At 35.3% G+C, this 23,992-nt stretch carries 22 protein-coding genes; 7 read left to right on the top strand and 15 right to left on the bottom strand.

The window, feature by feature from the left end; translation table 11 throughout:
• Positions 1-81: 81 nt before the first annotated feature.
• The 4 genes from ABC374_RS02685 to ABC374_RS02670 all read right to left on the bottom strand — a co-directional run bounded on the left by ABC374_RS02685 (position 82) and on the right by ABC374_RS02670 (position 1,868).
• Positions 82-255, bottom strand: a complete 174-nt coding sequence (locus tag ABC374_RS02685; protein ID WP_413015749.1) for a hypothetical protein — start codon at positions 253-255, stop codon at positions 82-84.
• A 40-nt stretch (positions 256-295) separates the two neighbouring features.
• A complete protein-coding gene (locus ABC374_RS02680) occupies positions 296-793 on the bottom strand; it encodes an SRPBCC family protein (protein ID WP_413015747.1) in 498 nt (165 codons plus the stop codon).
• Positions 794-815: 22 nt separating this feature from the next.
• Positions 816-1,127, bottom strand: coding sequence for a hypothetical protein (locus tag ABC374_RS02675; protein WP_413015745.1), 312 nt, complete (start codon positions 1,125-1,127; stop codon positions 816-818).
• A gap of 96 nt (positions 1,128-1,223) precedes the next feature.
• The gene (locus ABC374_RS02670; RefSeq protein WP_413015743.1) at positions 1,224-1,868 is read right to left on the bottom strand and encodes a Type 1 glutamine amidotransferase-like domain-containing protein; all 645 of its coding nucleotides are present in this window, start codon (positions 1,866-1,868) and stop codon (positions 1,224-1,226) included.
• Between the two features lie 669 nt (positions 1,869-2,537).
• On the opposite strand from ABC374_RS02670, the gene ABC374_RS02665 reads away from it, so the two are divergent.
• From ABC374_RS02665 to ABC374_RS02650, 4 genes are all read left to right on the top strand, one after another.
• Positions 2,538-4,523 (top strand): immunoglobulin-like domain-containing protein, encoded by a 1,986-nt coding sequence (locus ABC374_RS02665; protein WP_413015741.1) that lies wholly within the window; start codon positions 2,538-2,540, stop codon positions 4,521-4,523.
• Positions 4,524-5,303: 780 nt separating this feature from the next.
• A complete protein-coding gene (locus tag ABC374_RS02660; RefSeq protein WP_350301414.1) occupies positions 5,304-5,669 on the top strand; it encodes a DUF2089 domain-containing protein in 366 nt (121 codons plus the stop codon).
• A 13-nt stretch (positions 5,670-5,682) separates the two neighbouring features.
• Entirely contained in the window at positions 5,683-6,072 is a 390-nt protein-coding gene (locus tag ABC374_RS02655; protein ID WP_063236560.1) for an SHOCT-like domain-containing protein, read from the top strand.
• A 10-nt stretch (positions 6,073-6,082) separates the two neighbouring features.
• On the top strand, positions 6,083-6,364 hold the full coding sequence (locus ABC374_RS02650; protein ID WP_350301413.1) for a hypothetical protein: 282 nt from the start codon (positions 6,083-6,085) through the stop codon (positions 6,362-6,364).
• A 214-nt stretch (positions 6,365-6,578) separates the two neighbouring features.
• On the opposite strand, the gene ABC374_RS02645 is transcribed toward ABC374_RS02650, so the two are convergent.
• The 3 genes from ABC374_RS02645 to ABC374_RS02635 all read right to left on the bottom strand — a co-directional run bounded on the left by ABC374_RS02645 (position 6,579) and on the right by ABC374_RS02635 (position 11,269).
• On the bottom strand, positions 6,579-8,825 hold the full coding sequence (locus tag ABC374_RS02645; protein WP_350301412.1) for an AAA family ATPase: 2,247 nt from the start codon (positions 8,823-8,825) through the stop codon (positions 6,579-6,581).
• Between the two features lie 13 nt (positions 8,826-8,838).
• The gene (locus tag ABC374_RS02640) at positions 8,839-9,309 is read right to left on the bottom strand and encodes a DUF6530 family protein (protein ID WP_413015738.1); all 471 of its coding nucleotides are present in this window, start codon (positions 9,307-9,309) and stop codon (positions 8,839-8,841) included.
• A gap of 604 nt (positions 9,310-9,913) precedes the next feature.
• Complete coding sequence (locus tag ABC374_RS02635) at positions 9,914-11,269, bottom strand: TrkH family potassium uptake protein (protein WP_413015736.1); 1,356 nt, start codon at positions 11,267-11,269, stop codon at positions 9,914-9,916.
• Positions 11,270-12,711: 1,442 nt separating this feature from the next.
• On the opposite strand from ABC374_RS02635, the gene proC reads away from it, so the two are divergent.
• Both proC and ABC374_RS02625 read left to right on the top strand, forming a co-directional pair.
• Positions 12,712-13,611, top strand: a complete 900-nt coding sequence (gene proC / locus ABC374_RS02630) for a pyrroline-5-carboxylate reductase (protein ID WP_413015734.1) — start codon at positions 12,712-12,714, stop codon at positions 13,609-13,611.
• Between the two features lie 123 nt (positions 13,612-13,734).
• Positions 13,735-14,793, top strand: a complete 1,059-nt coding sequence (locus ABC374_RS02625) for a YkvI family membrane protein (RefSeq protein ID WP_413015732.1) — start codon at positions 13,735-13,737, stop codon at positions 14,791-14,793.
• Between the two features lie 271 nt (positions 14,794-15,064).
• Here the strand turns inward: ABC374_RS02625 and ABC374_RS02620 are convergent, their stop codons facing one another.
• The 8 genes from ABC374_RS02620 to ABC374_RS02585 form a co-directional block, all read right to left on the bottom strand.
• On the bottom strand, positions 15,065-15,583 hold the full coding sequence (locus ABC374_RS02620) for a histidine phosphatase family protein (protein WP_413015730.1): 519 nt from the start codon (positions 15,581-15,583) through the stop codon (positions 15,065-15,067).
• A gap of 819 nt (positions 15,584-16,402) precedes the next feature.
• The gene (locus tag ABC374_RS02615) at positions 16,403-16,636 is read right to left on the bottom strand and encodes a hypothetical protein (protein WP_350301405.1); all 234 of its coding nucleotides are present in this window, start codon (positions 16,634-16,636) and stop codon (positions 16,403-16,405) included.
• A 186-nt stretch (positions 16,637-16,822) separates the two neighbouring features.
• Entirely contained in the window at positions 16,823-17,380 is a 558-nt protein-coding gene (locus ABC374_RS02610; RefSeq protein WP_413015727.1) for a cysteine hydrolase family protein, read from the bottom strand.
• A gap of 346 nt (positions 17,381-17,726) precedes the next feature.
• Positions 17,727-18,620, bottom strand: coding sequence for a DMT family transporter (locus ABC374_RS02605; protein ID WP_413015725.1), 894 nt, complete (start codon positions 18,618-18,620; stop codon positions 17,727-17,729).
• A gap of 316 nt (positions 18,621-18,936) precedes the next feature.
• Positions 18,937-20,139 (bottom strand): aminotransferase-like domain-containing protein, encoded by a 1,203-nt coding sequence (locus ABC374_RS02600; protein WP_413015723.1) that lies wholly within the window; start codon positions 20,137-20,139, stop codon positions 18,937-18,939.
• Positions 20,140-20,343: 204 nt separating this feature from the next.
• Entirely contained in the window at positions 20,344-21,726 is a 1,383-nt protein-coding gene (locus ABC374_RS02595; protein ID WP_413015722.1) for an aminotransferase-like domain-containing protein, read from the bottom strand.
• Between the two features lie 422 nt (positions 21,727-22,148).
• A complete protein-coding gene (locus ABC374_RS02590) occupies positions 22,149-22,547 on the bottom strand; it encodes a hypothetical protein (protein ID WP_350301401.1) in 399 nt (132 codons plus the stop codon).
• A 683-nt stretch (positions 22,548-23,230) separates the two neighbouring features.
• Positions 23,231-23,365 (bottom strand): DUF3953 domain-containing protein, encoded by a 135-nt coding sequence (locus ABC374_RS02585; protein ID WP_413020246.1) that lies wholly within the window; start codon positions 23,363-23,365, stop codon positions 23,231-23,233.
• Positions 23,366-23,591: 226 nt separating this feature from the next.
• Between ABC374_RS02585 and ABC374_RS02580 the strand changes: the two genes are divergently transcribed.
• Positions 23,592-23,936, top strand: a complete 345-nt coding sequence (locus tag ABC374_RS02580) for a DUF6176 family protein (protein WP_350301400.1) — start codon at positions 23,592-23,594, stop codon at positions 23,934-23,936.
• The last annotated feature ends 56 nt before the right edge of the window (positions 23,937-23,992 follow it).

Genomic DNA, 23,992 nt, shown 5'->3' with positions numbered 1-23,992 from the left:
AGGAGTGTCGCAAATTTCTTCAATCCAATAAGGATTACAGGAAAAAACTTAGTCTTAAACATAATTCGGTGTGAGATCAGCCTACAGTTTTTTCAAGAAAACATTCCAGCTGCTTTCAGAAACCCGCTCCCTTTCCGCCGACTGTCTGCCAAGCCTCCTCGGCGCAAACGCCTGTGGGGTCTCGGCTAGCCAGTTATTCGGCAGGAGTGTCGCAAATTTCTTCGATCTCCAAGTCTTCAGGGTTCGGGATGCCATTCCGAATTCCCTTTTGTCTACAAACTGCGGCTAATGACTATTAGCCTTTATAGCTAACTTGTCCAGTTTCAACCAATTCCTTCAGTCCCATAAACATTAAATTCCAGCCATGTTCAGATCCATCGTGATACTCTCCGAGAGCTTTTTCGATATCGGATTCTGTCCAATTTTCTTCATGAGGAACGGTGATGTTTTGTGAAAATGTCATTTCACAGCCCTTTTGAAGTTCTTTCAGCTCAACTGTAATTGTATCTGCCGCTTCACTGAATTGCGGCATTTTAAAAGTGAACACTAATTTATTGGGACGGTCCATTTCAAGGTACTCCCCTATCGCCCGATAATCTTTTCCATCGCGATGATCAATAATCTCCCAAGCTCCTCCCACTTGAGGATCATTTTGTGCCACTTTATTTGTCCCCTCCAATGTAAAAAACCATTTTCTCATCATCCCAGGGTCCACCCATGCATCAAATACCCTTTCAGGCATTACATCAAAATTTCTAATCATCTTTAAAGTGGTTGTTGAGTAATTTTCCATTTACATACTCCTTATATCATTTTTACATACTTTTCAATTCTTCTTTTGAGACAGCACGCCAACCGTGTGCTTCCAGTTTCTCCAAATAAGTTTCCATCCTGATTTCCTCGATTTCGATCGCAAGCGGGTGCAGGGATACCAAACATTCATTCGAAGCATAATTTATGGTAACCTTTACAACTTCATATCCATTATGAAATCCTGGATCGAACCCAGGATCATCGATTATATCCCCGTTAACAGGACGAATATCAGATTCAAATGTTTTCATCATTAGCATATTCTTTTCTTGTTCTTTTATTGATGTAATGAAGATCATTAAATTTACTTTCATTGCAGTCTTCTTTTCTCTATCCTTAGCTTCCTGCGACCTTGCTCCCGCATATAAAAAATGCTGCCGCGGCTTATTGGGATAAAGCGCCTGCCAGTTCTATAATACTTTGGAATTCACTATTTCCTTTTCCATATTTTGAAACGAATAGATATCATTTATACCTTTATATAGTTCCCCGTTCTTGGAGAAAACTGCACTTCCATTTGGTATTGCATATATCTTTCGTTCATTTGATAGGGGAAATAATTCTCCATCTATATTATCCTCGTAATGGACCTCAACGCTAAACCCAACTAAACCTAACCCCTTGATCACTACCGTTTCTGGATAGTCTTTATCTTTTGTTATTATGCAATCATTACAGAAAGCTAAAGAACCCGCACTATATCCAATGATTAAACCTTGAAAGTCTTTGATAACTGAGGTAAGTCCTTTTTCTTCTATAACATGGATTAACCTTTCTGGTTTTCCACCAATAAAGTAAAGAATATCATGTTCTTTTATAGACTTTTTCATTTCTTTGTCTGAAAGGTCTTCGTTTAATAATTCAATACTTACATTCTCCATGATTGAAAAGGCTTGTGTAATACTTGCCATCCAACTTTCATATCTGGAATTGTCGGTTGCAAAAGGGATTATTAAAATCTTAGCTTCAGGTTTAATCATTTTTGAAAGTTCCAGGAACACTTCACCTAATTCATTATTTGTGTGATTTCCACCGCCAATAAAACAAATTTCCATATATGTCCCCCCATTTATTCACATGCTTTTCTCTTAAAATATTCTATGTAAATAGGACAATACCTCTATGTCACCACTCTTCAGCTAATATGCACCAACAGTTGCATAGAAAAAGCTGCCATAAAGACAGCCCCGATAATCAGCTAAAGCACATCCGTTAGTTATATAACATCATCAACTATTTTAGTGATGATATAAGTTTAGTAACACCTATGTTTACGATAGTTTGAATACTAGGATTAAAGCAACCAACACATCCCCCCTATTGATTGCCAAGATCCTTTCACTAATAACTGTTATTCATAACATAATGACTAAATTTCTTTACCTCAGTAATAAGGAGTGCTGCGGTTTTCTTTTTCTTAAGCAGCTAAAGGGGCAGGATGTTTAAGCAAGAAATAATATAAAAGATTATAAAACTAGGGTTATTTTGAGAAAAAAATCCAACTTTATAAAAAAAATAAACTATACTAAAAAAGGTAATGGGGGATTTATGAAAAAAACAAGGAATTTTATTATTTTATTCTTGTCAGTACTTCTATTTCTTAGCACATTCAATTTTTCTACATGGAAAGTTTCTGCTCAAGATGATGTGACAAAGGTAAATCATTTTTACTCTGCTGACGAAGTAGTTTCTGGACGACAACACCAAACACACGAGTGAAATATGTGGGCAAAAACTACTACGATGAGAGATACGGAGTTTTCAGTGCAGTATCGAATAAAGATGGAATTTTTAAAATATATGTAGGAAAGCATCAAGCAAATACCACTTTTACGATTAATACGTATGATCCCAATGGAAACTTAATCGATTCTGATGAAGTATTTGTATTAAAAGCATCGCTTGAAGCTTACTTTTCAATTTCTTTTGGCAGTAAAATGATGATTGATGATCAAGGCGAAATTGGACAAACACCGACCAAAAGACCTATGACTGGAATTTACTATAAAGCGAGTCAAGGTTCAAAAATTGAGGTTATAGTCGATGACAAGATCGTAAAAAGTGTTTTAGCAGGAGGGAGTTATAGTTCCCTTGAATGTCCCGAAATACATTTAGGAGATTTTGTAAAGATAAGGGTTTCAAAAGGAAAGGTAATAAAAACCTATGAATTATTGGCCACATCCTATGACATATATGATTGGTTTATGGTTGACTATCCTATTTCCACTTCAAAAATTACGACATGGTCAGATTCAATCAGCGTTTATCTTCCGCCGAATCTAAAATATAGTGGTCTATTTAATAAAAACAAGGATGTTCTTCCAACTGGAGCAACGGGAGTAATTAAACAATCTTTCGATGAAAATACAAGATTAAAAGATTTGAAACCATTAACTTTATATGAAGAAGAATTTGAAAATGTGATTAGTGTTGAAACTTTAAGATTAACAACGTCGCCGAAACCAGAAATTGACCCAGTTTCACAGATTTCAAAAGAAGTAACTGGAACTGCAACCGCAAATAGTCTAATTACCGTTTTGGATGAACAAAATACCAAGTTAGGTGAAAGTACGACTAATGAAAATGGAAGATTTGCCGTACCTGTTAATGGACTAGATCCTGACACAATAATAAAAGTGGAAACAAGAATGCCAAATACGGATCAATATGATTATAGTTATACTTCTGTAGAGGAAGTCTATATTGAAGAACTCTCAGACAACAATGCTTATATTACTGGACAAAGTTCATTTGGGAACGAGGCCGAAGTCTATCTCTTGGAATCGAATCCCATTACAAATAATTCGATGAAGAAAAGTTTGAGTTCTAACGGATTGACTACAACTGGAGAAATAAAAACAAACTCGAAGAAAAGTATTGGGAAATTCACGCTTAATAATGACTCGATGTTTAAATTAAATATCGGTAAACAAAAAGCAAATTCCATCGTTCAAGTGGTATTAAAGGAAAACGGGAAGTCACTCTCCCTTCCTTCGAAAACGGTCAAAGATAAAACGGCACCTGTGATTTCAGGTGCAACAAAGAAATCCATTCCTATCAACTCAACTTTTAATGCTAAAACAAGTGTGACTGCGAAGGATAATGTTGACAGTGATTTAACAAGTGCTATAAAAGTGACTGGTACGGTTAATACAAAGAAAATAGGCACTTATGATTTATCTTACGCTGTAGCAGACAAGTCAGGAAATGGAGCAAAAATCACAAGAAAAATAACTGTTTATGACAATGTTAAACCTGTAATATTAGGTGCCACGAATAAAACTGTTCGACTAAATTCTTCATTTAATCCAAAAAGAAGTGTGACTGCGAAGGATAATGTTGACGGCAGTTTGACTAGTAAAATTAAAGTAAGCGGAACCGTTAATACAAAGAAAAAGGGTACTTATGCATTGAAGTACACCGTTACTGATAATTCAAAGAACGTAACAACGATTACAAGAAAGATCACGATTGACAGCACCAAACCAGTGATTTCAGGAGCTAAGAGTAAAACGATTGAATTACATTCATCATTCAGTTCCAAAAAAGGTGTAACAGCAAAAGACAATCTGGATGGCAATTTAACAAATAAGATTAACGTAACAGGTTCTGTTAATACAAAGAAAAAAGGTACTTATACATTAACTTACACTGTTACTGATAAATCAAAAAACAAAACAGTAGTGAAGAGGAAAATAACTGTTAAATAAACATAACGAAAGGGATTCTAAGCTATTAGAATCCCTTTTTTATATTGGTCCGTTTCTAATACACTATTCTTTAAATCAAAGAACCCTGTCTTACTATCCGCAATTTTAAAATTAGCTTGGTAAGAAGGTCTGAGGCTTTATTTGATAAGCTATTCATTACTTCCTTTGTTGAGCTAACCTGCCCCTTTAGCTCAACAAAAAAGGCTGCCGCACCACTCCTTAGATAATTCTGTAAGAGTACGGTCACCGTCCCATACCTTCCCAACTCAAATAATTTAAATTTATCATAGTACAATACATGAAAATCTCAAACTCCTAATCACCCTTGTTTTGGTGGACATCAGAGGAGTTTAGCTGAAAAAGGTATTCCACACATTAATAAAGACTAAGTCCTCAAATAACTGCATAATCGGAGATTAATCAACCCGTAAGCTTAATAATTTTCAAGTTCTAAATCATTAAATCATACATCAATGCCAACGACTGCTGAATCATCATAGTTGGAATATTAATATCAAATATCCATGGATTATTAATCAGCATCTCAAAGACTAAGTAATCGTGCTCATTATGTAACTGGGTATTTTACACAAGAAGAATGTCTACAATTTCAACCCTTATGGTAATATAATACTTGAATGAATAACGAAAACGGATAATCAATAATATTAAACGATAAATTAATATTATTGATTATTTTTATTTAAAATTTAAATTTTATTATTTATATTTTTAAATTATTGTTTTATAATCGAATTAATAAAAGGAAGGGATTTCATTATGGCTTATAAATTAATCACAAATTGTCCTGTCTGCAGTAAAACATTGAAAATTACAAAGTTGCAGTGCTCTCATTGTCACACTACGATTGAAAATGAGTTTGAAATATCTAAGCTGGCATCCTTATCAAAGGATCAGCTTCATTTTGTGGAAGTATTTTTAACATGCAGAGGGAATATCAAAGAAGTTGAAAAGGAACTGGGGATTTCGTATCCAACGGTTCGAGGCAAGCTAACTGACATCATTTCATCCCTTGGATATGTGCAGAAGAAGAAAAATGAAGTGGACGAGAAAAAAGTTGTCACCATGTTGGAAAATGGCGAAATAACACCAGAAGAAGCCATTAAGCTCTTAAAAGAGGAATAGGGAGGAATTTATCATGAAAGAGGAAATTACAAGAGTGTTAACAATGGTTCAAGAAGGGAAGATTGATGCAGATAAGGGATCAGAATTGATTCAAATATTAAAAGAGAAAGAAGAGACAGGTAATAAGCTTCTTGAAAAACCGACTAAATATTTAGATAAAACATTAAAAGTTCGTGTTGTATCCGCCGAAAATGATAACGTCACGGTCAATTTGCCTATAAAACTGGTCAAGGCAGTATTAGTGGCTGGACACAGCATCGCAGCGAGTATTCCTCAATCGGAAAAATACGTTAAAGATATAGACATAAGCCTTATTATTGAAGCAATCGAAAACGAATTAGATGGCCAAATTGTTGATATTAAATCGGCAAACGGGGATACCGTTTCCGTCATCATTGATTAGTGATTTGTTTATGATGTATGTAAAAGTGAAAGCAAAAGACGTTCGGTTTACCATCCCAGTTCCATATGCCATTTTAAATATTGTTATTTCCATTTTGTCTTCAAAATTTCTTCAGCAAAATGTAAACAAATGGACAAAAGAGCACTTCGAAAGAAAAAAACTGGACTTTACCTTTCCGTTAATAGACAAAAATATGCTAAAGCCTATCGTCAAGGAACTGAAAAATTATAAGGGAATCGTGCTAGTAGATGTCAAAGCTAAGGACGGCACTGAGGTTAAGGTTAGACTATAATTTAACGACCACGGACTGGAATTTTGAAGAAAATGCCTAATGTCTCGCTTACAATACCGAGGAAATTGTAAAAAGACAATAAAGTTATTTAATTTTAAAAGCTCAAACAAGCATACCCCGTTCTAAATTAGGACGGGGTTAAAAAAAACGGAAAAATCTTTATTGATACCGTACCAGTGCCTTTTTGCGTTTTTCATCCATTTTTAAATCTCTCCTATAAAAAGCGACTGATTGTTTCCACTAATTTTTGAGGAAACGATTTAAGGTCTGTCATATCGAGAAATCTCTCTCTTCCGTGTAATTCTGCAATCTTTTCTTTATCTTCTCCAATAGCCACAGATAGGAATAGCACGTCTTTTCTTTCATATTCACTAATAACTGATTGGATATCCACCCTCGCTGCATCTCCAGAATAATTAGGCATGGCTTTTGGTTGTCCATCACTAATATTTATCAATAGCTTGGTAGAAGCAACTTGTTTCGATAATTTTTCGGCTAATATTCGCATATTAACACCGTCACGATTATTTTGGCGAGGCTTCATTGTCGCAATTTTTCCTATAACACCTTCGTACCCATCATCAAACTCTTTGTACGAGTATAGTGAAGTCATTTCCCTTTGACTAATATCTGCAGTGTCTCCATAAATCATCAAAGGAACATTTAACATTCTACAAAACTCTGTTAAAGCGATTATTGCTTTTTTGGCACTCTCCATTCGTTGAGCCCGAACCATGGAACCAGATTCATCTATACGTATTGCTACAGCTAGAGAGGGATTTTCAGTTGGCGGATTTTTTTTATCAAAGTAACGATAATCTCCCATCACAACTTTAGAAGCATTAAATCGCGTACCGTATAACTTCCCTTGAGTGTATGTTTCTGACTCTTCTTTTTCTAATACAGCAAGAATTTTTCTTGCCATACTATCCACAAGAGGTGTTATTTCCTTTTTAATACTTTCTGCTTCACTCATACTTTCATTCGTTGCATGAGGACGGTGGATAATGATCCCTTCTTTTTGATGAATCGTGTTTTTCATAAGCGTTCGAGCTTCTTTATTCAACTCTTTTTTCTTTTCTGCTTCATGCTTCTCTAGTATTTCCGGCATCTGTTTTACTTGTTGCTGAGAAATGCCTGTTTGAGATTCCTCATGCTCTTTTCCTTTATTACTATCGATTTCAATGTCCTTTGATCTCTTTTCAGAAAAAATTTCTAATGGATTCCCTTTTTCTTGTTGAGGCAAAGCGGAATCACTATTTTGGATTTCCTCCTCATCTTTTGGAAAATCAAAGGAAGATGTATCTTTTTGAAGTTCATCCTCACCGTCTCGTTGTTCCTCATATTTATCTACCATTGGTGACCCTAGAGGAGCTTGCGGTTTGTTCATTGGATTCTTTTGATTCAGTAAATAAGATTGAATACGCTCCAATAATTGACTGCTTTCTAATTCTTTTTCTAGTATTCCAATCTCCGTTTCATCGGTAGTGATTTTATAGATAACTTTTTGATAAATAGAATCAAAGATATTTTCTCCTTGATGCACTGCATTCACCCAATAGAAATAACTTCTCATTCCTGCTACACCTTTGATTCCATTAGCTTTTGAGATAGCATCTAATAAAATAATGATTTCAGCCATCATTGCTAATAGCTCTTCATCTGCAAAACCAACTTTGCTGAAACCCCGTTTGACCATCACTTCCTTAGAAGGAAGATTCATTCGTTCCGTGTGTTGAACTCGATCACGTAATGATTCATTAAGAGGTCTATTCCCCTGATAATTTCTATTGGTTGTAATAACCACTACAGCATCATGGTGCCGTTTGATCATTCCAGTTGGAGTATTTAAAATACCATCAATTTCAAGAGCGGAATTCAATGCAACTAAAACCGATGCATCTCTAATGACAGTAGGTTCCTGTATCTCTAGCAAGTAGCCTTCTTGTAGTGCACGAACGATTTCTGATGGATAATACTTATAGGTTACATTCTTACCGGTGTCTTTGATTTTCTTTTCAAGTTTTGCCAAGTATTCTTTCGTTTCTGTCATATTTAATTGTAGATAGGAAGACAAATTTTCTAAAAGCTGCTGCGTCGTGCTATTATGTTCAAAAAACTGAATTATTTTTTTATCTTCCACTTGTGCTTCTTCCATTACAGGCAAAAGTGAGCCGAAAACATCTGATTTATCCATGTCGGCAAAACAGGTAATTTTCGTATATGGCAATTGAAGATCATGAGAGAGAGCTTTGGCAAGTTGTGTTTTACCTGAGCCAGCATCCCCCTCTAGCAGAACATTGATGACTCGCAGTTCTCCATTTTGCCAATTCCTATTGAGTGTATCGGCAACACGTACTTCCTCCACACTTTCTTGATGACTAGGAGGCTTTTTCCAAATCATTTGTATTTCTTCTTCTGTAAATTTCCTGCCATCTGAAACGACAAATCCTCTTATCATTTTATAACTCTCCTTACCGATATCCCATATCTTTCATAATATCGTTGATGACTCTAAATCTTTCTCCCAAAATTTCGCCATCCGATTGCAACATATCATAAAAATATTGAATATCTTTATCTAAATTTTCGTTTTTTGTGTCAATTTCTATTTGCATCTTATTTCCCTGCAAACCTAAAGCAGTAACGATTGGATTTTCAGGATCATACAGTTTTTCAAATTTATATGCATCTCTAAAATATAAGTTGGTCGATAAAATAAGGATGGCTAAATCTAAAATTCTAGTGGCAGATAACTCAATTTCTTGAGCAGAATCATCAGTCATTACAATTTTTCCAACGATATCTCCTGTTCTAGGAGATTTTCCCTGTAGCATTCCTGCGCTTAACGAATCGATTCCTTTACCATAGGCAGCCTTACCATCTACTTTGTCGTAATTTTCAACAGTGATAATTGAGTTATACCCATATCCATCTCTATTCATATCATTGCTCCTTTTTATTTTTTCGTTTTAGTCCTTCACCCAATACGATGTTCCGTCAGAATTTCTGCTTAGAAATCCATAATCAACAAAATGTATATAGGACAGGTGAAATTCATATTTTAAATACCACACTCGACTCCTGCCAATTAACAAACATTATATTATTATGTTTGTCATATTGCAAACAAAAATTAATTCTGTTTATTATTATGTATAATAAAAATGATTATGTTTGAATAATGTAGATTTCAGATTTTTTTGGAACGCATTATTAGAAGAATTTAAACGGGATCTATTCGAGAGTCTGATTTATATATGTCTCTTGTACGATGAAAAATTTGAAAAAAAATTATTTATCCTTATGAGAAAAACAGAGGTTTTTAGCACGGGCTAAAAGGTTGCGATCAATGTAACTAAAACCTTATTTGTAAGGGCATGGTTAACATAATAAAATGTTATCGGTATAAAAAAAGGACCTTCAAAACTGAAAGATCCTTTTTGCTGCTTATATGATATAAGTGGGGGATAGTTGAAGATGAAAAGAATATTCAATACAAATTGTATTGCACTTTTGCATGTTGATTACCTTTGCGGTATTACGTTTTCATCCTATAATGATGCGCTCTTTGGGATAATGATACGGATGTTTAACTGGTTTGCCTCCCATGCTGAATAAGAAGGTAAACATCCCGATTTTCCCTATAAACATTAAAGTCATGATTACGACCTTCCCGGCAGTACTCAATTCCGGTGTAATGCCAAGCGAAAGGCCTACAGTGCCAAAAGCAGAGGAAACTTCGAATAAAATTTCCATTAGGGAAAAGGCAGATTCAATGCATTCAAGAATGACAACTGCCACACTGCACAGTATCATACCTGTTGTGAAAACGATGAATGACTTGATGATATCTTCCTCATCGATCTCCCTTTTGAATATTTTTATTGTTCTGTTCCCTTTCGCATAGTTGTAAATGGTAAGCAGCATCACAGCAAACGTGGTGGTTCTTATCCCACCCCCAGCACTGCTGGGGGATGCCCCAATGAACATAAAAATACTCAGTAACAAAATGGTAGGTACTGAAAATTGATTGACGTCGCTGATCGCCATTCCGCCAGTCCTTGAAGATGTCGAATAAAACAAAGAATGGACAAAGGATTGATGCCAAGTCTTTTCCACATAGAAATGACTGTACTCAAACAGATAAATGAGAATGGCTCCAATTACGATCAGTATGAAAAAAGTTGCGGTTGTAATTTTTGTGAACAAGGAAAACCGGAATGGCATCTTTCCCTTATGCCTGATCCACTGGCTTACCTCCATTAAAACAGGAAACCCAAGGGATCCGATAATAAAGAGTACTATATTAAGGGTCAGGACAAAATAATCGTCTGCAAACGGAATCAGTGATTTTCCTGTGATATCAAAACCGGCATTTGTCGTAGCAGACACAGAGGCGAAGAAACCCTGCAAATAAGCCTCTTGCCATGTTGGGAAATACTTCAAAAAATATGTACCGAAGACAATAGCCCCTAATAGCTCAATCATGACAAAGAAAAAGAAGATCATTCGTATGAACCGAACAATCCCGGAAAACGTGGGGCTGTTTTGTTCTGTCGTCATGAGTATTCTTGCCCTGAGTCCTATTTTTTTTCCTGATGCAAGCCAAAGTATTGTTCCGAAAGCCATGATTCCAATTCCACCGAACTGGAGGATGATTGCAAAAATAAACGTACCGGGAACACTAAGCAGCTGGCTTACATCTACCGTAGATAAGCCTGTTACAGTTACCGCACTAATAGAAATGAATACTCCATCAATAAATGAGAGCTCTGCATTCTGCGTTTGAGTAATAGGAAGCAGCAATAAAATGGTTGAAACCACTACAGCCACCAGGTAATAAAAAACAATTATTTGAGCAGCAGATAGTCGTTTTGTAAAGTTCTCTATTTTACTATTCATTTCTCTCCAACTTCTATATGTTTTTTGACAAACTTACACCAAATTCTGAATTAACGTAACGTACCATTGCACAATTTCAACTTATAATAATTTGTCCATTAAATTAAGAAAATAAACTCTCCCATTGAAGAAGACCTCAAAGGATCGAATGAATACGTTATACAAATCTATTTTACATAAAGTAAATTTTAGGAAGTAGCAACAAAAGCCAAACCCATGTGTATCAAGGGGTTGGTTCTTAGTCATGTTTTATCGTTTAACAGGATTTTGTACAACCTTGATGTGGGTTTGCTAGATGACCAATAAAACCCCTAGATTAACCACTAGAGCTTTTTGTAATTCATATTTATTTATCTAATTATGGAAGATGTAATTAAGCAGCATGCTAAAAACCCCTTAGGCCACAAGGGGTTTAATGTCTTTCGTTTTTATTGTTTATGTATGTTATTATTCACCGATGGGCATTAATATTTTGACTTCTGACCGCATAAAAAACTAGTTTTAACAAATAAAAAAGGACATTTCCTAAGCCCTCTTCCTAGTATCGGCCCCGCCTACGCCAGATACTATGACAGCCACACATGCCATCCAACCCATTATCATTATAATAGAAAGCGCTTACATTTTCAAGGATTTAATAAAAACAATGACTTTGATTTACTTTCAAAAGGCCGCTAATTGACAGCCTTTCTATGGTGCTAACGCACCCGTTAGTTCATTAAGACTTATGCAGAGTTGACACAAACTGTGCATTAATTAGGGTTGTTAAATTAAAGTAAATAGCTAGTAAGTAAATAATTATATGACCCACAGCCCAAATTCTAATCAAAAACATTAAGCAACCTTTTTCACTTCTTAAGAAAATAAGCACTCCAAGAGCCACTATTACAGTGATGATATATAAAGGGCTATAAGTTAGTTGAGCCAATAAAGTAGTCGTCGGTTGCCCTTCCTCACTTGTTTGCAGGGTCTTTATAAATCTATCTCATAATACATTGCTTCGGAAAGGATGCCATTTTTAATATTCTTGCTAAACCCCTTAAAGAAGCCTGCTAAAAGATTGTCAGGTAACTATTCATAAAAAGACAAAAATTGTGCTTCTCCCCTCAATAAATTAAGGTCAAGTCTTAGATAAAATGGGAGAGCGATTATTAAAAGGGCATTTTACAGACAAAAAATGCGGACAAAACCTGTAACGACATGAATTGTTTAATTTCGTTTTTCTTCCTAAAATATCGCAAATACCCCGATTACAGCCGATTATCCCTAATTAAATGACCTGACTGGCATGTTAGCACCAAATGATAACGCTTCCCTTCACTATCTCGGCCTTTTCCTTGTGAATGTCCTCTCTTCCCTTGAATCTAAATCTCAGCATGTTACGATAAAAAGGTTGAAAAATACGAACAGAATTACGAACAATGAACTTTTAGGGGGGCATAATGTTGAGAGATAAAACTGTTGCATTTTTAGGAGCCGGTTCGATGGCAGAGTCGATGATTTCAGGAATTGTGCAGATTGGGAGCATACCAGCAGAGAGAATTTATGTGACAAATCGCAGCAATCAATTACGACTCGAGGAAATGAATCACGTGTATGGAGTTCATGCGGTCCATCAGGATGCATTGCCATATGAAGACATTGATTTCTTTATTTTGGCAATGAAGCCCCAGGGAGCAGCAGATGCTCTCGATGCACTCAAAGATAAAATAAGAGTGGATCAAGTTGTGATTTCTGTATTAGCGGGCATTTCCACTGAATTCATGGAAAATCATCTACAGCTTGGACATCAGGTTGTGCGGTTGATGCCGAATACGTCGAGCATGATCCGGGAGTCGGCAACTGCATTATGTCCGGGAAAACATACAGCGATGGACAATGTGATAGCAGTGAAAGAACTGTTTGGCTGTATGGGAAAAGTGTTCTTAATTGAAGAAGAGCAAATGGATATTTTTACAGGAATTGCAGGGAGCGGACCTGCTTACTTCTATTATTTAATGGAGCATATGGAACACGCTGGCGTTAAAAAGGGTATGGATGAAGCGATGGTCCGTGAGATTGTCGCCCAAACGATTTTAGGCGCAGCCAAGATGATTATGGTGAACGACGAGGCACCGGCAAGTCTCAGAGAGAAAGTGACTTCACCAAATGGAACGACAGCATCCGGACTTGATGCTTTACGGAAAAATAATGGCGGCAGAGCCATTTCACAGGCGATTCATCATGCAGCGAAACGTTCGAAAGAGCTGAATGAAGAGATGGAAGTAGCGTACAGGAAATCGACTATTCCCCCGAGAGTACTGGGGAACTTCAGTACCATGAGAGGACGGTATCTAAATTAATTCTTTCAAGAAATACCACCATGGAGCCTCCTTAGCAAATTATGTATCAAAAGATGCTATCAAATAATAATCCTATCAACTAGTTAAGAAAAAAATATAAACGTAAGAAAAACGGAGGACAACATGAAGAGAATCCTTAAGATTGCTAGCGCTTTTATCGGAATTCTTATCGGAGCCGGGTTCGCCTCAGGACAAGAAACCATGCTGTATTTTGTAAGCTTCGGGCACTTGGGAACAATTGGAGCTATCATTTCAGTCGCTATCTTTGCATACCTTGGAATGATTCTGATGAAGCTTGGCAGTCGTACACAAACAGATTCGCATCAGGAAGTAATTTATAAGATTAGTGGTCGCTTTCTCGGCTGGATCATTGATTATGTTCTGAACGCCATCTTATTTGGTGTAGGAATTGTCATGATTGCGGGGTCAGGCTCGATCTTTGATCAGCAATTCGGATTACCTTCCGTTATCGGCACAATTCTTATGACCGTTCTTGTTATGATAACAGTTATGCTGAAAGTTGACCGTGTGATTAAGGTAATTGCATCCGTCACACCATTTCTGATTCTTGTCGTACTTTTTCTATTTATTTATAGTATGTTTACAATGAATTCATCGTTTACGTCACTTGAACCACATGCGCTGGAACAAAATTCAGCTGCGGGACATTGGCTTATATCTGCAATAAACTATATTTCAATAACCATTGCAATGGGGGCTTCAATGACACTTGTTATGGGTGGAAATGAACCTGATGAAAGGATATCATCCATTGGAGGACTTACAGGAGGGATTGCTTTAGGTCTACTTGTTATAATTAGTCACCTTACTATTTTCTCAAATATTAATACTGTAGCGGATATAGATATGCCAATGTTGGGAATCGCCAACAGTTTTTCACCTCTCTTAGGTATTCTGTACTCTCTCGTTCTTTTCGCTATGATTTTCAATACGGCAGTCAGCATGTTCTACTCATTAGGAACACGCTTTTCAGATCCCCAGACCACAAAATTTAAAGTAATCGTTATTTCATCACTGTTAATAGGGTTTATAGCAAGCTTCTTTGGCTTTACTAAACTTGTTTCCTCTCTCTATCCAGTCTTTGGCTATATGGGAATTGTTCTTATTATCGTTCTCATCATTGCTTCATTCCGAATGAGTCGATTAACGAAAGAAAATTAAATGGAATAACTATAAGCTCTCTGTTAAATGATATTTACTGCTTACCCTAATTGAGTCTCTTCATTATAAAAACAGCTTTTATATGTATACCGTTTGGTTTATGTACTTAATATATTTCTTCCTATATCACCACATATATTTCCAATTTTTCTTATGGAACTATCCTGCCCCGTTAGTGCCATAAGAAAAAGCTGCCTTAAAGACAGCTCCGATTAGCTAACGCTCAGCTTCTGATTTTAAAGGAGTTAAAATTTTTTAGCATGAACATAAGTTAATTCAAATGCGTAGTACTATTTAAAAATCTTATAAGTTTGTATGGATGATCGGTATACTCAAGAAGATGTATACCTGTATTATTAGAATTGAACCACACATCATTAATTTCGGGTGGTAATTGAAGAAAGCTTTCAATCATTTTAGTAATCACCCCCCCATGGGATATTATAGCAATTCGTTTATAATTTGTACTGTTCTCTCTAATATAGGAAAGAACATTTTGTGCTCGTAATCTAAAATCAAATTTACTCTCCATATCTTGCATCTCTCGTAAATCATCTAAGAATGTTACTGGGCATTGGATAGTATTTGATAAAGTTTCAGCAGTTTTACTAGCACGAAGCAAGGTACTTGACCATATGAATTCTGGTGGAAACTCTTCTGATACACGCCGGCACATTTTTTCTACTTGTTCAACTCCCTTAATAGTTAGTGGTAAATCTGTAGTTCCTTCGTAATTTTCTTCTAGAAAATCGTCTTCTGACTCACCATGTCGAATTAAAAGTATCTGCAAGATAACACCTCAACTTTGTTTTATTTATCCATATTAATAATTCAATTCAACTTTAATAAAACCTTTAAAAGAATAAAAACTGAGGTATTTGATATAACTCCTATTAAGGTTTTTTAAGAACCTTGTCCAACTAAACTGTCCCTTAGTTCCATAAGAAAAAGCTACCTTAAAGACAGCTCTGATCATCAGCTAACGCACCCGTTAGTTCATTAAGAATTACTTCCGACACAATTAGTTAAAATAAACTTTTTACTAAACGAACTATCATTCTTGGAATAAGAGTTAAGAGGTTAAAAACGAATTCATATAAGATTGAATCACGAATTTCAATCATTATCCCTTTGAAAAACCCTCTTTTTTGCCTTTCCTTTTTCATCCTCTTTATCTTTCATACATATGGTTGCTTCTATCTAGAAGAAATCCCATAGTTGCAACCAAAATCACTAGAAAGGTACCTATACACGCAGTAACTATACCTTCTGTTTTGTCTTTTGCATAAAAACAAATATATGTATTAAAAGAGACAAAAATTAAAAAAATTAATAACTTTGTAACTAAGTTAATTTTATTTATTGCTCTCACAGTAAATCACATTCCTTAATGGTGAATTAACGATATCAAATTAAAATAATTTGAACCTTTAAGAAAATAATAACAATAAAGAGTAATTATTCATTAGTGTAAAATAATCCATTTCCTTATGGAACTAACCTGCCCCGAGAGGGCCATAAGAAAAAGCTACCTTAAAGACAGCGCCGATCTTCAGCTAACGCACCCTTTAGTTCATTAAGTCCTGTCTTTTCAATATGTTCTCTATTATTAAAACCTTGGTGATTTAGAGCCTTTTAATAAAAGCTTTACCTTGTGAACACTCCAAAGAGCTAAGGTTACGGTTATAGCTGAGATAATGTATTGTAGGAAGGGTTCCATTTCTTGACCATTCGTTGAGTAAGAATCTGGTGTATATATTGATGTTAAAATAATTCCCTGTATTAAATCAGCCATTCCTATTGAAATGAGTACAACGATAAAAATCCCAACATTTCTTTTCATCTTTCTTCCTCCTTTTTACAATACTTACGGAATATACATAAAGAAAGTTTCGTTTTATATTCTATTTCATCCCTATTATAATGTCAGTTAATTAAACTAACCTGCCCCGATAGTTCCATAAGAAAAAAGCTGCCTTAAAGACAGCTCTGATCTTCAGCTAACTCACTCGTTAATTGAAGATGATTATTATCGGTAATTATTGTGAATAGGTTTAAACAATTCTTCATTAGAATTTCTAACAAGTGAAAAATTGTCTACATTATAGTGACCGTGAAGGGTGTCATTGTGATGAAGAATTATTTGTTTTGCAGATAAGTTTTTTGAGTCAGAAGTAGAATGTCCATCACCAACTAATGTTACATCAAAATGATTGATTGTTGCTGTTCTAACAGCTGAATCAATACAATGTTCCGTCTTACATCCCATTATTACAATATGATCTACATTTTTTTCACTTAAATGTTCATGTAATGGAGTTCCATAAAATGAATTTGTGGCAGCTTTATCAAATATGATAGCAGTTGATGGTATTTTAATATCCCTGTGTATCTGGAATCCAGGTCCTTCTCCATTTGAAACATCTAAATCTCTTATAAAAACAACGGGGATACTTTCATTTATCGCTTTTTCAATTACAGTATTAATGTTATTAACGATTTTTTCTTTCTCAAAGACTCCTTGTTTTTCTTTATTACCTTCTATTAATTCCTGTTGAGCATCGATTATCAGTAATGTTTGTTTCAATATTTTCCCCCCTAAATTTTTTAGCAGTTAGTTTTTTCCTGTTTTTCTTATATGGTATTTTAAGCGCTTCTTACTAAGCTCTTTATATTTTCGTCAAAAGATTTCCTAATACCTTCTTGAACAAACCTGCCCCTTTAGTTCCATAAGAAAAAGCTGCCTTAAAGACAGCTCCGATCTTCAGCCAACTCACCCGTTAGTTCATTAAGACTTATTGTAGAGTGACACAAACTCTGCGTCAGTTAAATAAAGAAGTAATTTAGTGGCAGTAGGGTGTAACAAAACTTAGACTTTTCACTTGGAATATAGTAAAAAGCAGTGAGGGATTTCCCCTCACTGCCCCGTTTCTTTATTTTGTTAAAATCTTCGTGTGTCGTTTTCGAAAATTAATTGTATTATTTTCACTAATAAAAGTTGAACCTAAAAGGAGTGTGCCACCTATGATTTGAACAATTGTCATTTTTTCCTGTAAGATTACAGCAGAAATCAGTATAGCTACAAAAGGATCTACATAGCTTAGCATAGCGATGCTTTGTCCCTTTAACTTTAGCATACCGGAAAAAAATAACCAAAAGCCAATACCAGTGTTAACAACGCCTAAGAGTATTATAAAAGGAACGGAAGATCTTGAAACTTCCAAGGTACCGAATCCCTCAGTGAATAATACATAGGGAAAGAGAAGTAAAGCAGTTGTTCCAAGTTGAATGATTGTAATCTCTAACATGCCCATGTTTTGAATGAATTTGTTTAATAACATTAAAGCTGCATAAAATGCAGCCGCAACTAACCCGAAAAGGATTCCAAGTAGATCATCTTTACCAGAGGCGCTAATGCCGTTTCCAATAATCAATAACATACCTAATATCGCTACACCAATACAAACAATTTTTTTAATTGGTAAAAGTTCCTTAAGTACAAATGGCGAGAGAACCATGACAAACACTGGCGCAAAATAATACCCAAGTGTTGCATTAGCAAGTGTTGTATGATCGTAGGATTGATAAAGAAAAATCCAATTCCCTCCCAATGCAATCGCAGAAGGAAAAAGGGTAGAAGCATTAACTTTCACTAATTTCCATGGAATGGATTTCTTCATAATGAAAAATACAAACACTAAAAAGAGACACCCAATTGAACTGCTTAGAAAAGCTGTTTCACTCGAAGATAAATCAATGTATTTCACAACTAAACCCATTGTACCGAAAATAATCATTGATAATATAAACTGAATTTTAGATTTCATGCCTACTCCTTCGAATCTGCGAAAGAGCTTATATATTTCGCAGATTCTTAATCTGTTTTATATATAAGCGTATATACAGGAGTAAACGGTGGTGGTGGTGATGTCGAAACGGGCTTTGTAATATATGGATTTATAAATGATATTGGCATAATAAGCCTCCTGATTATTCAAATATAAGATTTATTAATAATACAATTAAAATCTTACTTTTTGAATTGGATATTTTTTAGAATAGTGCTTTCATTAAACATTTAGACGGTAAATATATTTATAAATGGTTTTGGTGTTTGATTTAATTATTTTTTGTTTCCTTTAGTTACAAACATATTGTCTCTTTATTTAATTCACGATGTAATACATCCCCCATACGCTTCATGCCTTCAATGATTTGGTCTTCAGGCATATTCGAGTAATTTAAACGTAAAGTGTTCTTCTGTGTGCCATTTGGAAAGAATGGAACACCAGGAACACAAGCAACATTATTTTTCAAGCACTCTGTAAATATATGTTTGGAATCAACCCCCTCTGGGAGCTCGATCCAAATAAACAACCCACCTTCTGGCTTACTGTAAGACAAATTTTCCGGAAAGAATTCTTTTATGCATTTTAACATTTTTGTACATCTTGCTTTATATACTGCTTTGATTTCTTTAATATGCTCTTCCATATCGTAAAGTTCCATATACTTAGTTGTTATCCTTTGAGCAAAGCTGTCGGTATGTAAATCAGCTGTTTGCTTGAAAGCCACGTACTTATCAATAAACGATTGATCTGCACAAATCCATCCAATTCGCATGCCTGGAGTGAAAATTTTAGAGAACGTGCTCATATAAATTACTCTGTTCTCTGTATCAAAATGTTTCACTGGAGGGATTCCCTCTCCAGCAAACCTAATAGCTCGATAAGGATTATCTTCTACAATCAGTACATCGTATTGATTAGCAAGTTCGATCATTCTTTTACGTCTTTGAAGTTTTAATGTACGACCTGTAGGGTTCTGGAAATCGGGAATAGTATAAATGAATTTTGCGCCAGGATGCTCTTGCAGTTTCCTCTCTAGCTCTTCCATTATCATCCCATCATTGTCCATAGCTACCTCCACAAAGTTTGCATTGTATGATTTAAATGCATTAATTGCTGCAAGATAGGTTGGGCTTTCACAAATAATGGTATCTCCTTCGTTGATGAATAATCTTCCAGTAAGATCTATTGCTTGCTGGGACCCTGAAGTGATAAGAACATTGTTAATTGCAGAGTTAATCCCAATGGCTTTCATCCTTTGACATATAGCTTCTCTCAACGGACCATAGCCTTCAGTAGTACTATATTGAAGAGAAGCCGCGCCCTCTTCATTCAATACAACATTGCAAGCAACTTTGAGGGCTTCAACAGGAAACAGCTCCGGAGCTGGAAGTCCTCCCGCAAAAGAAATGATTTCTGGCCTTTCTGTTACTTTTAATATTTCACGGGTCTCAGAAGAATTAACTAGACGGGCCCTCTCAGCAAATTTATTTTCCAATTGTAAACATTCCTTCCTTTAACATTTCAATTTTTTTACCTACCACTTCTTATTTTATTGGAATATTCAGATTTTTATATAAAGGGATAAGCCTATGACACCAAAATTATTATTTCCTTTCATCCCCCAACTAAGTTTGAATTATCATAACACGTAAAAAAAAAGCCATACAATATAATTATTGTATGGCAAACAATATTTATTTTACAATTCAATTATTTTTCTTAGTATTATAAGAGCTTTTTCAAGTTCCTCTCTCGTTTCTGGAGCACAAATCCCCACACGTACGGCATTTGCCGGTGCGACATTACCTACCGCAAATCGCCCTCCACTATATACCTGTACACCTTGTGCTGCAGCTAGTTGTTCAAATTGGTCACCTGTATACTTATGCGGCAGATGTAACCAATGAAAAATCCCTGTTTCTTCACCTAAACAGTTCTCTTTACCTAAATATTGATTAACCAACTGATTGCGAGCTTTTGTTTCCTCTTTATGAAATGCAACAATGTTTTCAAACTGATTCGATACAATTACTCGTGATGCTAACTCTGCAAGTAGTGGCGATACGGAAATATTTAAATTATAAAGAGCTTTTCGAGTAGAATCCAGGTATTTTAAAGGAACTGCCACATAAGCAAGACGGAGTCCAGGTGCCATCGATTTCGATAAACTCGCTATATAAATCGTATGCTCAGGAGCATATGTCGCTACAGCCGGCAACACTTTTTCTTGGATTAAATGATACGCTCCATCTTCAATAATAAATAAATTATACTTTACAGCTATCTCAGCAATAGCCTTACGAGTTTCAACGCTCATCGTATATGTCATCGGATTCTGATAATCTGGGATAATATATAATCCTTTAATATTTTCATTTTTACATGCATAAAGAAGTGCTTCCGGACTCATTTCATCAGATTCTGAACGAATCGGTACAAGCTGAATCCCCAGCATCGCGGCTGCTGTCTTTAAGCCTGGATATGTATGGTGATCTACACCAATTCGATCTCCATGCTGACAAAGGCTTGCAAGTGTTGCCGTGATGGCGTTTTGTCCGCCAGTAGCAAGTAAGATATGTTCTCTAGTCGTTTCAAAACCGGCAAATTCCAATAATTTTACGCCTGCATCTTTTTGCCAAATCGCATCGCCTGGCCGACTGTATCCAAACCATCTCGCACAATCTGATTCTTGTAACATCGATTGCAATAAGTCAAATAAAGGTCCATACGACACACGATCTGGTAAAATTGCTCCCATTTCAATTAAATGCTTTGGCTTTTCTTCTGCAAGCAAATAAGCGTTCGAAATCGCATCATACGAAACATAAGTGCCACTACCTATGGTCGCACTGACCAGTCCTTTTAACTCAGATACTTTAAAAGCTTTCGAAATCGTACTTAGATTCACCTCTAAGTAATCCGCCAACTCCCTTTGTGGTGGAAGTTTCGTGCCAGGCACTAAGCGCCCCTCTATAATGTCATATTCCAACTGCTTAGCTAATGCCTGATAAATCGGTCTGTCTTCTCGATTTATTGTCGGCTTCCATGTCATTGGATAATCCTCAAACGAATTAATCGGCACATTCCTCACCCTTTTTCATACCAACATTAATCATACAATTATAAAATTGTATGGCAACAAATTCAAATCCATAAATTCTTTTAAAATTTTTACTAATAGTGTGCGGAATGCTCGTTGCCCTGGAACATACACGCAGCAAGGATATTTCGGAAAGGAACCCATTAGTGGAAAAAACTATGGAGTTACTAGCAGCCTCCATATTTCCTTTATTATCCACCATCAACATTCCTTATTAATTAATAAGAGCATACTCAATAACATTTATTTCAAATTTTGATCATTTGCACAATCAGTTACTCCAGAATATGGCCCAATTAAAGATCAAACAGCACTTTACAACTATCCTGCCCCTTTAGTTCCATAAGAAAAAGGCTTAGTATAGAGTTGACACAAACTATGCAATAAAAATAAAGGTACAAACCTTATGGTCTGTACCCGTATCCAAATCCAAAGAAAAAAGTAATAATAAAAAAAATAGCAGTTGCTGGAATGAAACTTACAACAATCCATCCTTTTGCTGTCCTGCTTTGTACACTTCTATACCATTTGTAGTAAATAAAAAGGAGAATTATTGCCAAAGGCCAGAAATAATAACCAACCATTGTATTAACCCATCCTGAATTCTTATCCCAATATGCATCTGGTACAGGAAGAATATTCTCATATTGTCTATCAATTTTGTTTTTAGTAGTGATAAAGATATAAGAAATTACAGAATAATAGGCTGCTATTGTGACTTTTATCCACCAAAATAAATGCCTATTGGAAATTACTATTAAAAAGATAATTGCCAGCATTACGAACAAACCTGTGTATCCCAAAACAAAATCACCTCGTAAACATTTTAACTAATTAATGTAATTATTTCCACAAAATGTTTATATTTGTTTTTACACAGTACGAACAGACTACGCTTATTAAACAAACTAACCTGCACCGTTAGTTGCATAAAGAAAGAGCTGCCTTTAAGACAGCTCCGATCTTCAGCTAAAGCAGCCGTAAGTTCTATAAAAAATGTTACGAACCACCATATAAATGTAATACCAAGAATACTGCGAACCATATAACCGCAATACCAAAATCTAATAACATCTGCTTCTTAGCCTCTTTTTTAAAAAAACATTCAAATCCATCAATTATTGAACCAATTCCTGATAAAAGAATTATATATTTTATGAAACTAAAATTAATATCGTTAATTAAACTTAATATTAAAATTAAGCCCGTTGCTATTATCATTAAATATCTAATCAGGATAAATGGCTTAGTACTTTCTCTTTTTCAAAAAACAATCCCATTACAAAACCCGCCTAATATAACCTGCCTTGTTAGTCAAATAAGGAACAGGCTACCGAAATAACCTTAGCTTGTTGAACTCTTTTATTACATTTAATCATTGAAGTTTTATTATATCTCTTATGAAACCCACCTGCACCGTTAGTTGCATAAAGAAAAAGCTGCCTTTAAAGACAGCTCCGATCTTCAGCTAAAGCACCTGTTAGTTCTATAAGAAATACGGTATGTAAAAAAAGAAAAGAAATAAAGAGACAACAATATTCATATACCCCCAAAATCCTTTTCTGTCTTTTTGAAGTTCGGCTAATCCTGTCACCAACAAATATGCCCCAAGGAAAAACATATAATACGGCATTAACTCACTAAGTTCTGCATTATTTCTTTTACAATCATACCATTTAACACCTTTTCATTTGTATGAAAAATGGAAATTACTTCTTTCACTAGCCTGCCCCTTTAGTTCCATAAGAAAAAGATGTGCCAAAGTAACTCCCTTATTGCACCTGTTAGGTTAAAACCTGCTAAAATATGTAATGTAAGCAAGATAACTAATTAAATGGGGGAGAAATATGAATGTAGAACTAACAAGATTTAGAGTTAAAGAAGGTAAATCCGAACGGGTAGATGAATGGTTAAAGTTTCTAAACGAAAATATGAATGATGTGCTAATAACCCTTGAAGCCGAAAAAATGTATGTTGAAACTATATTTAGAGAATATCTAAATGGTGATGAGTTTTTATATTGGTACTCTGTCCAGGGTCAAGGCGGACAAGAAGTGCAGGAATCAGACCACTGGATAGATAAGAAGCATTTAGAGTATTGGAAAGAATGTATTGATGAAACATTCAGACCTGTTGATTTAAAAACAGAAGTAGTTATGATTCCAGAAAATATAAGACAAAATATGAAATGACCTCTACTATTTAAGGTCTTTTTTTTGATAGTTTGACACACTGAAATAAGCAATTG

It is taken from the genome of Peribacillus phoenicis (genome assembly GCF_047238085.1).
GTDB lineage: Bacteria > Bacillota > Bacilli > Bacillales > DSM-1321 > Peribacillus.
The sequence above is the reverse complement of the archived record's forward strand: the minus strand, read 5'-3'. Positions and strand labels throughout refer to the sequence as shown.

What these genes read in the sequence shown, in the direction of transcription:
- ABC374_RS02685 (WP_413015749.1), bottom strand. Translation starts at nt 255, where the DNA reads ATGGCATCCCGAACCCTGAAGACTTGGAGATCGAAGAAATTTGCGACA.
- ABC374_RS02680 (WP_413015747.1), bottom strand. Translation starts at nt 793, where the DNA reads ATGGAAAATTACTCAACAACCACTTTAAAGATGATTAGAAATTTTGAT.
- ABC374_RS02675 (WP_413015745.1), bottom strand. Translation starts at nt 1,127, where the DNA reads ATGAAAGTAAATTTAATGATCTTCATTACATCAATAAAAGAACAAGAA.
- ABC374_RS02670 (WP_413015743.1), bottom strand. Translation starts at nt 1,868, where the DNA reads ATGGAAATTTGTTTTATTGGCGGTGGAAATCACACAAATAATGAATTA.
- ABC374_RS02660 (WP_350301414.1), top strand. Translation starts at nt 5,304, where the DNA reads ATGGCTTATAAATTAATCACAAATTGTCCTGTCTGCAGTAAAACATTG.
- ABC374_RS02655 (WP_063236560.1), top strand. Translation starts at nt 5,683, where the DNA reads ATGAAAGAGGAAATTACAAGAGTGTTAACAATGGTTCAAGAAGGGAAG.
- ABC374_RS02650 (WP_350301413.1), top strand. Translation starts at nt 6,083, where the DNA reads ATGATGTATGTAAAAGTGAAAGCAAAAGACGTTCGGTTTACCATCCCA.
- ABC374_RS02645 (WP_350301412.1), bottom strand. Translation starts at nt 8,825, where the DNA reads ATGATAAGAGGATTTGTCGTTTCAGATGGCAGGAAATTTACAGAAGAA.
- ABC374_RS02640 (WP_413015738.1), bottom strand. Translation starts at nt 9,309, where the DNA reads ATGAATAGAGATGGATATGGGTATAACTCAATTATCACTGTTGAAAAT.
- ABC374_RS02635 (WP_413015736.1), bottom strand. Translation starts at nt 11,269, where the DNA reads ATGAATAGTAAAATAGAGAACTTTACAAAACGACTATCTGCTGCTCAA.
- proC (WP_413015734.1), top strand. Translation starts at nt 12,712, where the DNA reads ATGTTGAGAGATAAAACTGTTGCATTTTTAGGAGCCGGTTCGATGGCA.
- ABC374_RS02625 (WP_413015732.1), top strand. Translation starts at nt 13,735, where the DNA reads ATGAAGAGAATCCTTAAGATTGCTAGCGCTTTTATCGGAATTCTTATC.
- ABC374_RS02615 (WP_350301405.1), bottom strand. Translation starts at nt 16,636, where the DNA reads ATGAAAAGAAATGTTGGGATTTTTATCGTTGTACTCATTTCAATAGGA.
- ABC374_RS02605 (WP_413015725.1), bottom strand. Translation starts at nt 18,620, where the DNA reads ATGAAATCTAAAATTCAGTTTATATTATCAATGATTATTTTCGGTACA.
- ABC374_RS02585 (WP_413020246.1), bottom strand. Translation starts at nt 23,365, where the DNA reads ATGTTTTTCCTTGGGGCATATTTGTTGGTGACAGGATTAGCCGAACTT.
- ABC374_RS02580 (WP_350301400.1), top strand. Translation starts at nt 23,592, where the DNA reads ATGAATGTAGAACTAACAAGATTTAGAGTTAAAGAAGGTAAATCCGAA.